This is a genomic window from Bifidobacterium amazonense (assembly GCF_018555435.2).
GTDB lineage: Bacteria > Actinomycetota > Actinomycetes > Actinomycetales > Bifidobacteriaceae > Bifidobacterium > Bifidobacterium amazonense.
Genome location: NZ_JAFEJT020000011.1, coordinates 1 through 17,607, shown reverse-complemented (window position 1 = coordinate 17,607; position 17,607 = coordinate 1). Strand labels below are relative to the sequence as shown.

General features: G+C 63.5%; 9 protein-coding genes. 6 read left to right on the top strand and 3 right to left on the bottom strand.

The window, feature by feature from the left end; genetic code table 11:
• Nucleotides 1–60: 60 nt before the first annotated feature.
• The 4 genes from JS533_RS04045 to JS533_RS04030 all read left to right on the top strand — a co-directional run bounded on the left by JS533_RS04045 (nt 61) and on the right by JS533_RS04030 (nt 7,386).
• Nucleotides 61–2,349: a DUF4012 domain-containing protein gene (locus tag JS533_RS04045; protein ID WP_241513240.1), complete on the top strand. Its 2,289-nt coding sequence runs from the start codon at nt 61–63 to the stop codon at nt 2,347–2,349.
• Nucleotides 2,350–2,486: 137 nt separating this feature from the next.
• Nucleotides 2,487–3,947, top strand: a complete 1,461-nt coding sequence (locus tag JS533_RS04040) for a DUF6020 family protein (RefSeq protein WP_241513239.1) — start codon at nt 2,487–2,489, stop codon at nt 3,945–3,947.
• 154 nt (nt 3,948–4,101) lie between these two features.
• Nucleotides 4,102–6,039: a glycoside hydrolase family 25 protein gene (locus JS533_RS04035; protein ID WP_241513238.1), complete on the top strand. Its 1,938-nt coding sequence runs from the start codon at nt 4,102–4,104 to the stop codon at nt 6,037–6,039.
• 90 nt (nt 6,040–6,129) lie between these two features.
• Entirely contained in the window at nt 6,130–7,386 is a 1,257-nt protein-coding gene (locus tag JS533_RS04030; protein ID WP_241513237.1) for a L,D-transpeptidase, read from the top strand.
• A gap of 906 nt (nt 7,387–8,292) precedes the next feature.
• On the opposite strand, the gene JS533_RS04025 is transcribed toward JS533_RS04030, so the two are convergent.
• The 3 genes from JS533_RS04025 to JS533_RS04015 form a co-directional block, all read right to left on the bottom strand.
• On the bottom strand, nt 8,293–9,225 hold the full coding sequence (locus tag JS533_RS04025) for a lysylphosphatidylglycerol synthase domain-containing protein (protein ID WP_241513236.1): 933 nt from the start codon (nt 9,223–9,225) through the stop codon (nt 8,293–8,295).
• A gap of 182 nt (nt 9,226–9,407) precedes the next feature.
• Nucleotides 9,408–10,607, bottom strand: a complete 1,200-nt coding sequence (locus JS533_RS13775) for a glycosyltransferase (protein WP_241513235.1) — start codon at nt 10,605–10,607, stop codon at nt 9,408–9,410.
• A gap of 47 nt (nt 10,608–10,654) precedes the next feature.
• Nucleotides 10,655–11,680, bottom strand: a complete 1,026-nt coding sequence (locus tag JS533_RS04015) for a glycosyltransferase family 2 protein (RefSeq protein WP_241513234.1) — start codon at nt 11,678–11,680, stop codon at nt 10,655–10,657.
• 307 nt (nt 11,681–11,987) lie between these two features.
• On the opposite strand from JS533_RS04015, the gene JS533_RS04010 reads away from it, so the two are divergent.
• On the top strand, nt 11,988–14,459 hold the full coding sequence (locus tag JS533_RS04010) for a YfhO family protein (RefSeq protein ID WP_241513233.1): 2,472 nt from the start codon (nt 11,988–11,990) through the stop codon (nt 14,457–14,459).
• Between the two features lie 720 nt (nt 14,460–15,179).
• On the top strand, nt 15,180–17,327 hold the full coding sequence (locus JS533_RS04005) for an InlB B-repeat-containing protein (RefSeq protein ID WP_241513232.1): 2,148 nt from the start codon (nt 15,180–15,182) through the stop codon (nt 17,325–17,327).
• The last annotated feature ends 280 nt before the right edge of the window (nt 17,328–17,607 follow it).

The following is a 17,607-nucleotide window of genomic DNA, read 5'->3' as shown; positions in this document are numbered from 1 at the left end:
GACGCGCTACGATACGGTGCGTATCGCGTATCGAACCAGCCACGACGGGAGATGCCACCCATGAGCCAGAACCCCTCTCAGCACGCCGCCCGCACAGGCTCCGGCACACCGGAGAGGGACCGGTTCACGCCGGCCCGCATCGCACTCTACGCGCTCATGGCCGCCGCCGGCCTGGTGCTGTCCGCCGTACTGTTCTACGGCGTGTCGGTGGCGCGCATGTACGCGGACGCCACCGAACTGGTCGCCTCGGGCGAAAGCATCGCCAACAGCGCGCTCGGTTGCGGAGGCGAGACCGACGTGCCCACCGCGTCGAAGCAGTTCGTCACCTCCGCCCGCGCGCTGCGCGACGAGCTGAACACGCCGAAGTGGACGTTCATCCGCGACCATACGGCCTACGGCAACGACATCGACGCCGCCCGCACCATGCTCGACGCGGTCGGCAACCTGGTCGACGGCCCGTTCACCGACATGTCGGACGTCCTGTCGCGGCTCAAGAAGTTCTCCGTCGACGACAAGACCGTCGATCTCAGCCCGCTCACCGACCTGCCGCAGGTCGTCAAGGACGCGCGCAAGGACATCGCCACCGAACAGCAGCGGCTCTCCGCCATCCACGGCACGCGGCTGTCGGCGACCACGCAGCTCGTCGCGGCCGGCCGCAGCGGACTCGCGTCGGCCGACAGCCTGCTCGACGAATACGACGAGCTCATCGACCTGATGCCGCAGCTGCTCGGCGAGAGCGGCGAACGCACGTATCTGGTCGCGATCTACAATCCCGCCGAACTGCGCTCGTCCGGCGGCATGGTCGGCAACATCGCGCCGGTCACCGTCGACCACGGCAAGGTGACGATCGGCGACTTCGTGACCACCACCGACTACACGTACGCCAGCGAGCCGCTCGACGCGCAGAACGCCAAGGAGGCGGAGGTGTTCGGCGAGTGGATCTGGAAATACCCGCAGACCACCACGATGAACCCCGACTACCGCCGCGCCGCGATCACGCTCGCGAACCTGTGGAAGTCGCAGAAGGGCAACTCCAAGAAGGACGTGGCCGGCGTGATCGCGCTCGACCCGGTGTTCATGCAGTCGCTGATCGGCGCGACCGGCTCGGTCACGCTCTCCGACGGCAAGGTGCTCGACGGCGCGAACACGGTGAGGTTCTTCCTGCACGACCTGTACATCGACCATCCGAAGTACGAGGAGCAGAACAAGTACACGAACGCCGCGTCGAAGAAGATCATGAACCACGTGTTCTCCTCGCTGAACACGTCCACCGCGTCGGCCGTGCTCAAGGCCGTGCGCGACACGTCGGCCAGCTCGCATCTCAAGCTGTGGATGCAGCAGGACGACGAGTTCTCCGCGCTCGTGCAGACCGGCGTGATCGACGCGAACGCCGCCGGTCTCCTGCCCGGCACCGAAACCGACCCGGTGACCGGCGCGTACTTCTCCGAACTGCAGGCCAGCAAGCTCAGCTGGTATCTCGACGTGAGCGCGACCGTCACCAAAACGTGCGGCACCACGTTCAACGCCGCCAATGCCGTGCTGTCCAGCGAGCAGGAGGCCGACGCGCCCGCCATGGCCACCGATCTGGGCGGCGTCGAGGATTCGCAGCTCGGCGACGAATACACGGTGGTGCTGCGGCTGAAGAACACGCTGACCGAACAGCAGATCAAGGAACTGCCCAAGTTCGTCACCGGCAAGGAGAAGGAGAAGAAGACCGGCTGGATGTACCTGCGCACCACGCTGATGGCCCCGGCCGGCGGCGAGATCACCGCGATCTCGTTCGGCAATGCGGTGATGCAGGCGAACGGTCCGGTCGAGGACCGTCAGTTCGTGGTGCTCGACCCGTCCGACACGGGACTTGCGCCCGGCAAGACAGACGTGATCGTGTACACGGTGCGCGTGTCCGAGAAGGCCGGTTCGCGGCCGATCGATTTCGTGACGACGCCGGTGATCGGTGACCACGGCGAGTACACGGGCACGAACGGCGCGGTGACGGACGAGTGCGGCACGGATGTGCCGGACGCGGCGGCGGATGCCGGGGACGGTTCGGGTTCCGCGGACGGCGACGTGAACGCCGGCGACAGCGGGGCGATCGACGGGACCGATGCGGACGGGTCGGATTCGGGTAGCGGCACGTCGACTGGTTCGTCGTCCGGTTCGGGCAGCGGTTCGGGCAGCGGCTCGGGGTCGGGTACTTCCGGCTCCGGATCGGGTTCAGGCTCCGGCTCGTCGTCCTCCGGCAAGTCCTCCAGCACGGACGGCACCGGCTCGGCGCTCACCCTCGACTCTCTCAACAAGCTCAAGTCCCAGATCGAATGCCCGGTCAGCCTGAAGAAACTCGCCTCGTGAGGCGGGCCCTTCCCCGGTCGTTGCGGTCGCTGCGGTTGCAATCGCTGCGACCGCGACGGGAACCGAGACTGTGTCCGTGGCTGCAGTACCACCTGCCCCTGCGATGCTCCACACCCGACATCGCAACCGGCGCAGCGGTGATCTTCGCCTGCTGGCTGCCGTATCTCGGCCTGTCCTACCCGGGCATCTACTGGTGGGACACCACGCTGCAGATCGCGCAGTTCGAATCCTCGCCGCGCGTGCTGTGGAACCAGCATCCGTTCATGGATTCGCTGCTGTTCGGCGCGTTCGCCGAATTGGGCAAGGTCGCGTGGGGCGACTGCCAGGCGGGATTGTTCATACTGATCACGCTGCAGATGATCGCCGCCGCGGCGACGCTGTCGGCGCTCGCCGCCTATCTGGAGCGCTACGGCGTCGCGTGGAAGGCCCGTTTCGGATGCCTGCTGCTGTTCGCCCTGTTCCCGCCGATTCCCCGCATGTTCTGCACGCTGGTCAAGGACACGGTGTTCACGCCGATGTTCGTCGTCTTCTTCATCATGTTCTGCGAGATCGTACGCACCAAGGGCGCGGTGCTGCGCAGGCCGGCGTTCATGGCTCCCCTCGCGCTGCTGTGCGTCGGCATGGGCATGTCGAAGAAGACCGGCGTGCTGATCGTGCTCGGATCGATGCTGCTGCTGGTGTTCGCGAACATGACCGCACGACTGCGCGCCGCATGCGTGGCGTTCGGCGTACTGACCGTACTGGTCTGCTCGATCGCCATACCTCAAGCCGCGTCCCGCATACTGGACATCCGCGAAGGCCGCCCGCAGGAATCGCTGGCGCTGCCCATCCAACAGGTCGCCAACGCGTGGATACGCGAGGGCGACACCTTCACCAAGGCCGAAAACGCCGCGCTCGAGGCGTTCTACACCAAGAACGCGCGCGAACTCGCCGCCGTATACCGGCCCGACGCCGTGGATCCGGTCAAGGATTGGGTGGACCTCCACGGCACGACCGGCAAACGGGAGTTCCTGAAGATCTGGCTGAGGCACGCGTCGATCAACCCGGGCGCCTACGCCAACGCATTCGCCGGGCTCACCGCCGGATGGTGGTCGTTGCCCACCCCGCACGATTGGGCCAACGTGGGAGGCGCCGATCTGGACATCCCCGCGGATTCGGCGCATCACTACGAGCATATGGAGACGGTCGCCGGCTGGCGGGACGTCACGATCGGCGGCTCCCTGCTCCGATCCGTGGATGCGGCATGGGGGCGGATCCCGGTGCTCAACCTGCTGTACTGCAAGGCGTTCTGGGCGTCCATCATGCCCGCGTTCTGCCTGTTCCTCACGTTGTGCCGGCGGCGGCCGGGCGGCCGGACGGACGGCCGGACGGGTATCCGTGCGGTCCTCATGTCCAGGCTGAGAGATCTCGTACGGCTGTCGCCGATGCTGCTGACCGCGATGTCCCTGTACGTCGGGCCCACGTCGCTGTACCAGGAGGCGACCCGCTACGTCTTCCCCCTGATATGCGTGATGCCGCTCGCGCTCGCCGTCGCGGCGTCCGGATCCGGTTTGTCATCATTTTGCGAGGATATCCGACGTTCCTGTTCCCAGAGCTGATTCCGATCGACGTTTCGGGTTACTGTAGAAGACAGTTGTGCTCTTTTCCAGTTTATGATGCATATCTTGCGGAGCGCAGCGGGAACGAGTGGAGAACATAATGACTGAGTCGAAGGCAATGAGGTTGTGCTGTGCCGCAGCGGTTTCGGCTGCGATGACGCTTGCCGTGGGGGTTGCGCCGGCGTTCGCGCTGACGGACACGGCGGTGGACGTCAGAAACGATTCCGTCCTGCTGGCCGATCAGGATACCCCGTCGTCCGACGCGATGCCGGAGAATCCCACGACCGATCTGCCGCAGACCGTCAGCGACGACATTCCGGACGACGCGACCGTCGTCTCCGCGGACCTTGCCGTCACGCCGGAAGGCGAGGTCAAGGATCTCGCAACCGGCGAAACGGTCACCGATCCCGAACTGGTCGGCACCAAGCACACGCAGGCCGATCCGCTGGCGAAAACCGACGGCGACTCGTTCATCCCGGTCGATGCGGGCACGGTGAAGGACGCGGTGAACTCCGGCACGGTCGACGATAACGCGACCGGCGATAACGCGACCGGCACGACCGACGCGGCCGTCTCCACCGCCTCCGCGACCGTCCGTCTCGCCGCGCTCGGCGGCAACGAATACGGCGCCCACTGGGGCACGTACAACGGCAGCCCGGCGTTCTTCGAAGGCAACAACGCCCTGTTCGCGCAGAAGGCCAAGGGCGTGGTCGACGTGTCCGAATGGCAGCACAAGATCGACTGGGCGAAGGCCAAGGCCGACGGCGTGCAGGGCGCGATCATCCGCATCGGCTACGGCTGGGGCAACGGGCTAGACGCGACCGCGCAGTACAACATCGACGAATGCAAGCGTCTCGGCATCCCGTTCGGCGTCTACCTCTACTCGTACGCCGAAAACGAGAACACCGGCAAGGCCGAGGGCCAGAACGTCGTCAAGCTGCTCAACGAGGCCGGCGTCTCCCCGAAGGACCTCTCGTATCCGGTCTTCTACGATCTCGAACGCTGGACGTGGACCGGCCACAAGCCGCCCACCAGCCCGAAGACCTATGAGAGCATCGTGAACGCATGGTACGGCGTGCTCAAGTCCGCCGGCTACACCAACCTGTCGCTGTACTCGTACACCAACTATCTCGAAGGCCCGCTGAACAGCTCCTCGCTGCACGCCAAGACCCGCTGGGTCGCCCAGTACGGCGCGCAGATGACGTTCACCGGCTTCTCCACCAACGACCGCGGCTGGCAGTACACGTCCGGCGGCAAGGTCAACGGCATCTCCGGACGCGCCGATCTGAACGCGTTCGGCGTCGCCAATGCCAACGCCGGCTCGGGCAGCAACAATTCGGGCAACGGTTCCACCGACGTCAACGGATCCGACAACGAAAACGCCACCAATCCGGGCAACGCCACGTACCTGTCCGGCACCGGCTACTACGTGTCCAACACGCTCAAGGGCGGCACGGCCGAGTTCTCCTTCAGCTACGGCGACCAGGGCGACATCCCGTTCGCCGGCGACTGGAACGGCGACGGCAAGGATTCCGTGGCGGTGCGGCGCGGCAACGAGTATCGCGTACGCAACACGTTGTCGACCGGCAACCCCGATTCCGTCTTCTACTACGGCCGCGCCGACGACACCGTGCTGGTGGGCGATTGGGACGGCGACGGCAAGGACACGTTCGCGGTGCGCCGCGGCAACACCTACTACTTCAAGAACTCCGTGTCCGGCGGCGAGGCCGATCAGGTCATCGGATACGGCAAGCCCGGCGACGAAGTGTACGTGGGCGATTGGGACGGCGACGGCAAGGACACGCTCGTCGTGCGTCGCGGCAACGCCTACTACTTCAAGAATTCGATCAAGGGCGGCGAAGCCGATTCCGTCATCTACTACGGCCGCGCCGACGACGAGGTGCTGGTGGGCGATTGGGACGGCGACGGCAAGGACACGCTGGCCGTGCGTCGCGGCAACGCGTACTTCGTGAAGAACGCCATCAAGGGCGGCGAAGCCGATACCGTGTTCTATTTCGGTCGCGAGTTCGACGACGTGCTCGTCGGCGACTGGAACGGCGACGGCAAGGATTCGTTCATCGTCCACCGTTGATCGGGTGATCGGCTGATCGGCTTGTGAGTCGGGCCGTGGACGCGCCAAACAAAGCCATCCGCATGGCCCGCAGAAAGTGAGAGATTCATCATGAACACGCACGTGATCAGTGATTCCATGCGCAAGGCGTGCGCCGCCGGCGTTGCGGCCGCGGCCGTATTCGGCTTGTCGGTCATCGCCGCGCCCACGGCGTCCGCAGCGGCGGACCCGTCGTTCGGACAGGGCGGCCGCTACTACTATTTCCTGAACGGTCTGCACGGCGGCAAGGCCGACCGCGAGACCATCTACGGCAAGGCATCCGACACCGTGCTGGTCGGCGACTGGAACGGCGACGGCAAGGATACGCTGGCCGTGCGCCGCGGCAACCAGTACCACATCAAGAACGCGATCGCCGGCGGTGCGGCCGATCAGGTCGTCACCTACGGACACGCCGACGATACGGTGCTGGTGGGCGACTGGAACGGTGACGGCAAGGATACGCTGGCCGTGCGCCGCGGCAACACCTACTACATCAAGAACACGCTCGGCGGCGGACCTGCCGACGCTGTGATCACGTACGGTCGTGCCGACGATACGGTGCTGGTGGGCGACTGGAACGGTGACGGCAAGGACACGCTGGCCGTGCAGCGTGGCAACACGTACTACATCAGCGATTCGATCACGAGCGGACCGGCGGACTCGGTCGTCACGTACGGTCGTGCCGACGACGCAGTGCTGGTGGGTGACTGGAACGGCGACGGCAAGGATACGTTCGCGGTGCGCCGCGGCAGCACGTTCTACGTGAAGAATGCGATCGCCGGTGGTGCGGCGGATGAGACGTTCACGTTCGGCCGTGAAACCGACGGCGTGCTGGTCGGTGACTGGGATGGCAACGGCACCGATACGCTGGCTGTGCGCCGCGACAACGACGCGCCGAAGACGCCGCAGTACCTGCGCCCGTCCGGCGGGGCCTACCCGAATCTGGGCAAGGTCGCGAACCTGAGCATCGAAGTGTCGCTTGCGGCCCAGCGGGTCTACGTGAAGAGCGGTTCGACCACCATCTACACGATGCTCGCCTCCACCGGCATGGACGATTCGACGCCGCACGGCACCTACTACGTGCAGAACCGCGGCGGCAGCTTCTACAACTCCACCGAAGGCATGGGCGCCAACTACTGGGTGTCGTGGAAGGATTACGGCACCTACCTGTTCCACACCGTGCCCACCGACCGCAACGGCAACTACATCGTCTCCGAAGCCAACAAGCTCGGTCGCCCCGCCTCGCACGGCTGCGTTCGTCTGACCGTCCCCGACGCCAAATGGCTCTACGACCAGCTTCCCGAAGGCACCAAGGTAGTCATCCACTAAAAGTTCCCCCGCGCGCCCAATGCACGAGGCGAAATTGCGCTACGAGCGATGCACATGCGTTTCAGCATCATCGCCTCCGCATAATCTTGGCATCGGTGCCGCTACCGCCGCCGATACCCCCATGTATGTAGATGAGGAAGTTACCTTTGGTCGGAAGCCCATAGCCGCCTGCAGACTTCATTATCAGCGTGGCAAATCGGATAGGCCTTCTCCGTGTCGCTGCTCTTATACTCCCCTCATCGTAGCGTTTTGCCGATGTCCCGACCGATTCGCCACGCTGACCGGTCTCAGCGTGGCAAATCGGATGGTCTTCCGTCAAATCACCACGCTGAGATCCTCTTCAGCGTGGTAACCCGCCGAAGTTCTAACCGTTTCACTACGCTGACCGGTCTCAGCGTGGCAAATCGGATGGTCTTCCGTCAAATCACCACGCTGAGACCCTCTTCAGCGTGGTAACCCGCCGATATTCCAGCCGTTTCTCTACGCTGAGCGGTCTCAGCGTAGAGAAACGGATAGGGCTCCTCCATATCGCCACGCTTACGTATCCCTATCCGCGGCGCTTTGCCGATACTCCAACCGATTTGCCACGCTGGCCGTTCTTAGCGATGCAAGCCAGATAGACCGTCGCCGGATCTCCACGCTGAGATTGTCCTGGACGCGGCAAGCTCCTGATCTCTGCCCACAAGCGCAAGCACTGTTGCGTCAACTATAGAATCGTAATTTACTAAAGCACGATTCTATAGTTCCCTACCGGATAGGCGGACGACGCTGGCGGACGACGCTGGCGGACGACGCTGGCGGAGCCTCGGCCCCCTCACTGAGGGGGCTCCCGGCGAAGCCGGGTGGGGGAGCTCCGCGGCCAAAGGCCGCAAACAACACAGCATCGCGCTTCGCGCGATACCGCAATCACGCATTACGCGTTGCCTTATGCCGCTGCAGCAGCAGCGCGCCCACGCCCGCGAACACCAGATCGGCGATGGTCATGGCGATGCGGCTTACCAGCACCACGGCCAGCACGCCGCCGGAACTGAGCACTCCGGCGAAGAACAGTCCGAGCACGCTTTCGCGCACGCCGGTGCCCGCCGGCACGAACACCACAAGAAAACCGACCACCCAGGCCAGCGCATAGGCGCCGATCGCCAGCATCATGCCCGCAAGACCAGCCTTCATGCCGAAGCCGACCGCCAGCAGCCACACCTGCACGCCCGCCACGGCCCACGCGATCACCGCGAGCAGGGTCGCGAGCCCGAGTCCGCGGAACGTCATCTGCCGTTCCGGAGCTGGCCGCTTGAGCAGCGCGAATCCGAATCCGATGAGCCGGTTGAGCACCGGGGGAGTGAGCAGGGCGACCAGTACCGCCAGCAGTACGACGATCATCCACGTCGGTACCTGAATGTTCACGGACGTGCCGAGCACGGTGATCACGCCGATGCCCGTGCCGGACAGCAGCGAGATGAGCACAGCGACGGTCATGGCCGTGACCGACCGGCGGGCCGGGATCTTATGGTCGCGTCCGATTTCCGCCGCGGCGACGATGTTCCACACGCCGCCGGGAATGTATTTGCCGATCTGGCTGACGCCGAACAGCTGCACCGCCGCGTTCCAGTTCAGATCGGAGCCGAGATCGGCGAGGATCACCTTCCACGACCACAGCGTGAAGAACACGTACACGATGGACAGCACCACGCTGACCACGGCGATCCACGGCGGCAGCACCGCCAGCGCGGACAGGAGCGAATCCCAGTTCTTGATGACCGCCCACAGCAGTCCCGCCAGCGCGACGGCCAGGAACACCCAGCGCGTCACCGGCGATTTCGCGATTTTCTTCAACATATTCATGGTCGTTTTCCTCACATCATTTGGTCACGTCTCGCGCCCGGCCGGCCGGCAGTCGGTCCGCAGACGGACCGTAACTGGACCGCATCCGGACCGCATCCGTTCAGCATGACCTCGTCCTCACCGGATCCCGCTGCCGGGTCCCGTTCCCGAATCCCGTTCCCGAACCGCGTCACCGAATCCCGTCACCGGGTATGCGCACGTATCCATTCGGTCAGCGGCCGGGTGATCTTGTCGTCGGTGAACGACTGCGCCGTCGCGACGGCGGCCTGCTGCGCCTCGCACAGTGCCGCCGGATCGTCGAGCAGCCGTTCGATCGCGTCCGCCAGCGCGACCGGATCGCCGGGCGCGACGTACACGACGCCGTCGCCGAGCATGCGTCGCTGCGGTGCGGTGTTGCTGGTGATGACCGCGCAGCCGGCGGCCATCGACTGGTACACCTTGTTCGGTACCACGTGCAGTCCCTTCGGCGTGGTGGAGAAGATGCCGAGCGAGATCGCGTGCGAGGCCACCAATGCCGGCAGTTCCTCCGGCTCGACCCACTCGCGGAACTCCACGTTGTCGAGTCCGTCCGCGATGCGGCGCACTTCGGCGTAGTCCTGTCCCTTGCCGATGAGCGTGAACTTGGGCGTGAGTCCGCGCGACGCGAGTTCGCGCGCGGCCTGCGCGATGACCGGCACGCCCTGCAGCGGCGTGTACAGTCCGTAGAACACGATGTCCGCGGTGCGATCTGCATGACTGCGGGATGCATGACGGATCGGCGCGGACGACTGTTCCGCCGCGTTCGCCGATGCGGCCTGAGTACCTGCGACGGAGACGGCGGTGCCGTCTGTACCGTCGGCCGTTGTCGCCGTTGCCGTCGATGTATCCTGCGCCGCTCCGGCCGCGTACCATTCGTCCGGCGCGCCGACCGGCACGACCATGGTCTCGTCGCCCGGCTTGCACATGGCCTGATGCTCGCGCGTGTCGAGCAGCGTGAGCGTGGCGGCGTCGATCGCCATACGGTCCAGACGCTTCAGCAGCTTGACCTTGAGCCCCTGCGCGCCGCGATCCTTGGCCGTGTCGCCGGCGAAGATGAGATGGTCGAGGATGATCGGCACGCCGCGGAACACGTGATGCGCGAGCAGCACGTCGAAATGCCCCATGTAGCCCACGAGTACCGCGTCCGGCCGGCCGTTGCGCTTCATCCATGCGCGCGCGTCGCGGCGCAGCCCGCGCCACAGGCCGAGCAGGTTCCATGCGAAGCCGAACAGTTTCCACGGCTTCTTGAGGATCTCCACGCGCTGCGCGGTCGAGAGCGTCAGCGGACGGTTGATCTCCTCCACCACGCACCCGTTCTTGCGCAGTCCATCGATCAGAATCCCTACCCGAGGATGCTTCCGCACATTAAACGTCCCAAACGCCACCACTCGCGGCGCATTATTCCGTGCGGTCATGCGGCGTGGACCTCGTCAATCCCCGTCGGCGCCCCGTCATACCCGCCGAACTCGTCCTGCTTGCCCCAGATCCTCTGATAAGGCTCGCAATACTGGATCTCCTTCACGCGTTCCAGCTGATCCTCGACCAGCCGCCGCTGAATCCTCTGCACCTCCGAGATGATCTGCAGCGCGATGCAGAACGCGGCCAGCAGAATCAGCGCCACTCCGGCCAGCATCGACTGCAGATGCCCCGCGGAATGCCCCTGGAAGAAGAACACGAGATACCGCACGAACGGGATCAGTCCGAGCACGCCGAACACGATCGCCGCCCACTTGAAGATCACGTTCGACTTGAACATGAGGAAGCTGCGGATGATCGCGCCGCCCGACTTGGCCATATGCTCGAAGATGTTCGAGAACAGGCGCGATTCGCGCGTCTTCGCGTTGGTGGTGATCGGCACGCTGGTGATCGGCACGCGCTTGTTGCCGGCCTGGATGATGGTCTCCATGCAGTAGCTGAATTCGGTGACGATGTTCAGCTGGATGAGCGCCTTCTTCGAGTAGGCGCGGAAGCCGCTGGCCGCGTCCGGGATGTGCGTGCCGGCGGCCTTGTTGACGACCCACGAGCCGAAGTGCTGCATGAGTTTCTTGAACGCGGAGAATTCCGCGATCTTGGAGGTCTGTCGGTCGCCGACGACGATTTCGGCCTCGTGACGCACGATCGGCTGCACGAGATCGGCGATGTACCGGCTCGGATACTGGTTGTCGCCGTCCGTGTTGACGACGATGTCGGCGCCGTGCTTGAGCGCGTAGTCGGCGCCGTCGCGGAACGCGCGGGCGAGGCCCATCGGCTTGGCATGGTGCACGAAATGCTTCACGCCGTACGATTTGGCGACTTCGACGGTCTTGTCGGAGCAGCCGTCGTCGATGACCAGCCATTCGACGTCGTCGATGCCGGGAATGCTGGTGGGGAGCTCCTTGAGCACGAGCGGGAGGGTCTTCTCCTCGTTCAGGCAGGGGATTTGGATAAACAGACGCATGATTCCTCTTTTTAAGCTGTATGTCGGGCCGTGTGGCTGTCGGGCCGTGCGGCTGTCGGGCCGTGTGGCTATCGGGCCGTGCGGCTGTCAGACCGTGCGGCCGATCCGTCCGATCGGCCGTCGGCCCGGGCTGTCGGCCGGCGCGGCGGGCCGCCGTGGTGTCCGGTCCTGCGATGCAAACGCTTCAATCCTACTCGGTGACGTTCCCGGTTGCCGTCCCGTTCACCGTCCGTTCAGATTTGAGTTCAGTTCGCGCGTGTATTATCGGTCCAGTTCCAAGGTAGTGCGAAAGTAAGGAATCCCCAGTATGTCCATGTCGCGCGCGGTTTCAGACAGTGCATCTTCAGACGGCTCATCCGCCGCCGGCCCGTCCGTACGGCACGGCGTCCCGTGGCTGTCCCCGAAGCGCCGGCGGTCGCTCATCGCCGCGCTCTGCGTCGTGGCGGGACTGATCGCCCTGCTCATGGTGGTGTACCACAACGTCGTCTTCGGCCACTGGTCGTACTCGTACACCAACTGCCTGTACCGTTGGAAGCCGTTCTCATCGCTCGGCGTGGCCACGCAGGGCTACTGCTATTCGGACATCACCGACAACGTGCTGCCGATCGCCTACACGACCATCCATGCGGGCATCTTCACCTCGTGGGTGCCGATGTTCAGCATCGGCGCGCCCATGACGGTGAACCTGTATTTTTCGCCGTTGAACTACCTATATATATTGCCGTTCGATATCGCGATGCCGCTGATCGCCGTGCTCAAGGTGGTCGTCGCCTTCCTCGGCATGGTGTTCCTCATGCGCCAGCTGGGCTATTCGGCGCGTGGCGGCTTCATCGCCGGCACCACGTACGCGCTGTCCGCGGCCATGGTCACCTGGCAGGGATGGCCGCACACCGAGGTCGGCATGTACGCGCCGTGGCTGTTCATGGTGCTTGACCTGCTGGTGAAGCAGTTGAAGGTGAAATATATGGTGTGGACCGCCGTCCTCACCTTCCTGATGCTCATGGCGGGCATGCCCACGTTTGCCGCGTACTTCCTGTATCTGGCGTTCTTCTATGCGCTGTTCTATGCATGCCGCCGCCATTGGGGCTCGTGGCGCAGGCTTGCGGCCACGCTCGCGTGCGGCATCGGCTCGGTCGCGGTCGGCGCGGTGATGTCCCTGCCGTACACGGGTGAGCTGCTTACGTCGGTCGGTTCGAACGGCTATTCGGAGTCGCGCGCCGGCTGGAGCACCATCGGCCTGGAATGGCCGCAGCTCAAGACGCTGGTGTTCCCGTTCCTCGCCACCACCGCGACGCGCAACAACATCGAAAGCATGCTGTACACGGGCGTGCTGGCCGTGCTCACCGTCGCGTTGACCGTCGTGCATTTCCGCAGCAAGCCGCGCGTCGGCTTCTTCGCGATCTCGGCCATCGTGGTCACGCTGCTGCTGTTCACGCCGGCCCTTGACATCGTATTCACGCACATGCCGATGGTGAACACCTCGTACAAGTTCCGCATCGTCATTCTGTTGAACTTCGCGCTCGCCGTGATGCTCGGCATCAACATGGACGATCTGCTGACGCGCGTGTTCGACACGATGCGCGACCGTGTGCCCGTATGGGTCGCCGCGGCGATCGGAGCGGCCGGGTTCGCGGCCATCGCGCTGCGTACGCGCGGCCTCGGCCTGCAGGAGAACGGATACGGTGCGCTGCAGCGGCGGCTGGCGCTGGCGGTGGTGATCGTGTTCCTGCTGGTAGTGATCGCCCGCACGTGTCTGACGGGCGTGCTGCGTGGTCGCGCGGCGCAGGCGCTGTCGATCGTGTGCACGATCGCGCTGTGCGGTTCGGTCGTCGTGGATACGGGCTATTTCGCCGCGCAGTACGTGCCGCTTGTCGACAAGAGCGCGCCCGCGGTGCCGCCGGCGACGTCGACGATCACGTATCTGCAGGAGCATACGAAGAACGGCGAGAAGATCGTGTCCAAGAACGTCGATTTCCCCGTCGACTCGCCGATGTTCTACGGTCTGCGCGATATTCGCGGCCATGGCCTGAGCATGACGAACGAGGACATCATGGCCTATTACAACGCGATCGACGAGACCGCGTACAAGTCCAGCCCGACGAACACGGTGTTCCTGAACGTGCGCAACGAGAACCTGCTGCGCTACATGGGCGTCAAATATATCGTCAGCAGTCCCAATCAGGAGGATACTCCCGAGTATTCGAGCGGCGAGGGCATGACGGCCGTGGGCGACGACGGTCTGCTGGTCAAGGACTTGGGCGAGACCGCGCCCGAGGTCCAGCTGGTGGACAATGCGGTGGTCTATGACACGAACGCGGATGTGCTCGCCGACATGGGTGAGGAGTACCGGACGAACACGGTGTTCTTCAGCCGCGAGTATGGGGTTCCGGATGATGCCGCGGATGGTGCGTCGACGGATGCGGGGGAGACGGACGGTTCCGGCGACGTGGACACGACCTCCGGCATCGAGAACGTGCAGACGGCCGGCAACGGCAATATGACGATCACCGTGTCCACGACGGCCAAGAAGTATCTGGTGGTCGCGGAATACGCCGACACCGGCTGGAACGCCTACATCGACGGGCAGAAGACGGACCTGTACAAGGGCAACGGCCTGTTCCGAACCGTGGAGGTGCCCGCGGGGAAGCATACCGTCGAGCTGAAGTACGAGCCGACCACGCAGCGGCTGTTCTTCATCGCCACCGGCGTGGGTGCGGTGCTGCTGGTCGCGGCGATCGTGTGCTCCAGGAAGGAGAACGAGCTGCTCGCCGCGATCTGATGAGGAGCCGGCCGCGGATCCTTACACCGTGGCCTTGGGAGGGCCGGGAACCCGGGAATCGGGAAACCGGCCCAGAAATGTCGTGAGCCCCCGCAGACGAGTGATCGCCTGCGGGGGCTCACGACACCGCGATGTCCCGAAAAAAGCGTAATGCATTTTGCGTAACGCATTACGAAGAGTAGGTACAAAACTTATGCTCGCACACAAATCCCGCGCCTAAAACGAACGATAAATGCGTCCACGGACATAAATGGCCCGTTTTGCCGATAGGGGGGAAGTTCGGGCGTGTCGAGCTGATACGGAGTTCGCCAAGCGGACATGTGAGGTCATTGTCGCATCCGATTCCAAGGCGGTTCACGACGACACGCCGAAGCCATCACTTTCTCTTATAAGGTGGCGTAACAAAAAGGAAATACGAACGTCTCATTCCTGATATTTGCCTGAAAGGATTCAGCGTTTGGCAAAGCTACGTAGAAGCCCGTAGTCGCCGGGGAAAACGCTGGAATACCCCCATAAAGTCGCCCGGAAAGCTTGGGACGGGCTGGCGCTAGACTGTCAACCGAGTTGAGGCAGACTTGTGGAACCCGACACGGATTCTGTGAGATGCCTCCCGACCCCGAGTTGACAATGTCCGAGGGGTAGAGGTAAAAAAGAGCACAGTCGGGATGGGGAAAGTCCCCATAAGAAAACCCGATGTCCCTAGAAGAAAGGTTCCTGACTATGACAGGAAACAACAAGGTTTGGCGCGCGCCGCTCGCCGGCCTCGCCTCCGTCGCGATGCTCGCGACCATGGGCGTCGCCGCCGGCACCGCGAACGCTGCTCCCAGCACCGCGGCCGAGGATCAGGCCACGGTGACGTTTAAGGGTTCCGGCAGCGTCACGGGCTACAAGGGCGAGACCCTCGCTGATATCGTCAACGCTTACGGATATGACGATGAGACTTGGACTCTGGACGGTAAGACCCCGGCGGATTGGAATACCGTTATCAAGGAGGACACCACCCTGTCCGTCCTCAAGTCCTATAACTACGCCGACACGGTCACCGAGAGCGGCCGTTCCGTGGTTTCCTTTGATCTGACCGACCTCGCCAAGTACGAGCAGCTGCCCGGTGGCGAGTACTTCCAGGTCCAGCAGGGAACGAAGGAACTGTCGAAGAACGTGCTGCCCGTCGATAAGGGCGGCGACCATCAGCTGGTCACCAGCTACCTCGTCACTCCGACCAAGGGCAAGGCCTTCACCGTCTCCACTCTGTCCGATCCGAAGTTCCTGGCTGTCGCCGCTGGCGATCCGGGCGATCAGGTCAAGGTCACCGTGGCTGCCGTTGCCGGCAAGGATGCTGTTCGTACGGTTACCGTTAAGGGCGATTCCGCTGGCTATGTGACCGGTGCGAAGTCCGACGGCACGTCGGATCAGGATCTCGTCGTGGACGTGGCGAACGGTTCCAAGTTCACCATTCCGGCGTGGTTCTCCTATCCGCAGAACGACGATACGACTCAGGCCGAGACTTCTCCGGTGTGGACTCGCGACCGTGACGATTCCGGCAAGGAGTACAAGCCGGGCGATTCGATCACGCTGGGTGTGAACGAAGATCGTACCTTCTCTCTCAAGTCCACGTCCAAGGCTTACACGGTCCGCTTCTACAATGATGGCGCCCTGTACGACTCTCAGGAAGTCGCCAGCGGCTCCTATGCCAAGCTGCCTGCGAATCCGACCGTTGCCGGATATGCCTTCAAGGGCTGGCTGGCCGTGGCTGATTCCGGTTCCAATGCCACCGTCGATGCGTTCAATGCGTATGTCGGTTCCGAGAAGTATGTGACCAAGGGCAATGACGCGATCAACAACGTTGCCATTACGAACAACGTTCGCTTTGTCGCGGTGTACGGCAACAAGACCACTCAGGTGAAGGTCACGTTCCAGGATGCCTCTTACAACGGCAAGCACGATGACGTCGTGAAGTACTTCGATGCCGGCTCCACGCTGAATTCTTCTGACGCTCCGGCTTGGACGCGTTCCGGTTACACGCTGGTTGGCTGGACTCTGAATGGCAAGGCCTACAGCTTCGGCCAGCTGTTCACCGACACGACTGAAGACTTCGTGCTGACTGCCGTCTGGTCCCAGTACACCGCCGACACTGTGACTTCTGCGTTCAAGTACATCGAGGTCAATGACGCGAACGCGGAACGCTTCGAGGCGTCTTCTTGGGCTGAATACAAGTCGACGTACAAGAAGATTCAGGACGAATACGTCGCCGCGAAGTACGCTGCCCCTGCTTCGGGCATCACTTCCGAGACCGCGTCCAAGCTGGTCAAGGAGCTTGCCACCGCTTGGCAGAAGCTCGTGTTCAAGCACGAAACCAACGCGAATGTTCTCGGCGGAGCCACCGTGCACCGTCTGTACAAGGCCGGCGAGCACTTCTACACTAGCGACGCGAACGAGATCGCGGTCCTGACTTCCACCACCAGCACCAAGGGCGGCTGGTCCGATGAAGGCCGACTGTTCGAGGCCCCGGCAGTGGAGAAGAACGAGGATCTCCAGGAATTCACCGAGTTCCCCGGCACCACGGCCGTCAAGGCTCAGATCGCCGCTATCTCCGATCCGATCGTCACCCCGGTTTACCGTCTGTACAACAAGGTGAATGGCGACCATGTCTGGTCTTCTGACGACAACGAGAAGACCTCGCTGTCCAAGAAGGCGGACTGGAACTACGAAGGCATCGCCTTCTTCACCCCCACGTACACCGGCACCGTCACCGTGTCGCGCCTGCACAAGGACAGCCGCCACCTCCTGTCCACCGACCGTAACGAGCAGTCCGCTCTGTCCAAGAAGTACGGTTGGAAGAACGAAGGCACCGCTTTCCTCGGCTACTGATCGAGCGTCGATAAATAAGCCTCGGAAGACGGGTTCCTTCCACTGCTAAACATCGACTATCGTTCTCGCATATGACGAAAGGGCCAGTCCCCGTGGTGGGGGCTGGCCCTTTCATCGTTCGACGGTTAGACCCTGTGGGTCATGCCGTCTGATGTCACTCGGTGACCTTGGTCAGGGAGGCGTACAGCATCACGCCGTTGCCGGTGTAGCCGTTCTTCGTGGTGTTGACCTTGTACTCGTTCTGATCGGCCGTGTACAGGTGCTCCTCGCTGCCCTTGTA

What these genes read in the sequence shown, in the direction of transcription:
- JS533_RS04045 (WP_241513240.1), top strand. Translation starts at nt 61, where the DNA reads ATGAGCCAGAACCCCTCTCAGCACGCCGCCCGCACAGGCTCCGGCACA.
- JS533_RS04030 (WP_241513237.1), top strand. Translation starts at nt 6,130, where the DNA reads ATGAACACGCACGTGATCAGTGATTCCATGCGCAAGGCGTGCGCCGCC.
- JS533_RS04025 (WP_241513236.1), bottom strand. Translation starts at nt 9,225, where the DNA reads ATGAATATGTTGAAGAAAATCGCGAAATCGCCGGTGACGCGCTGGGTG.
- JS533_RS04035 (WP_241513238.1), top strand. Translation starts at nt 4,102, where the DNA reads ATGACGCTTGCCGTGGGGGTTGCGCCGGCGTTCGCGCTGACGGACACG.
- JS533_RS04015 (WP_241513234.1), bottom strand. Translation starts at nt 11,680, where the DNA reads ATGCGTCTGTTTATCCAAATCCCCTGCCTGAACGAGGAGAAGACCCTC.
- JS533_RS04005 (WP_241513232.1), top strand. Translation starts at nt 15,180, where the DNA reads ATGACAGGAAACAACAAGGTTTGGCGCGCGCCGCTCGCCGGCCTCGCC.
- JS533_RS04010 (WP_241513233.1), top strand. Translation starts at nt 11,988, where the DNA reads ATGTCCATGTCGCGCGCGGTTTCAGACAGTGCATCTTCAGACGGCTCA.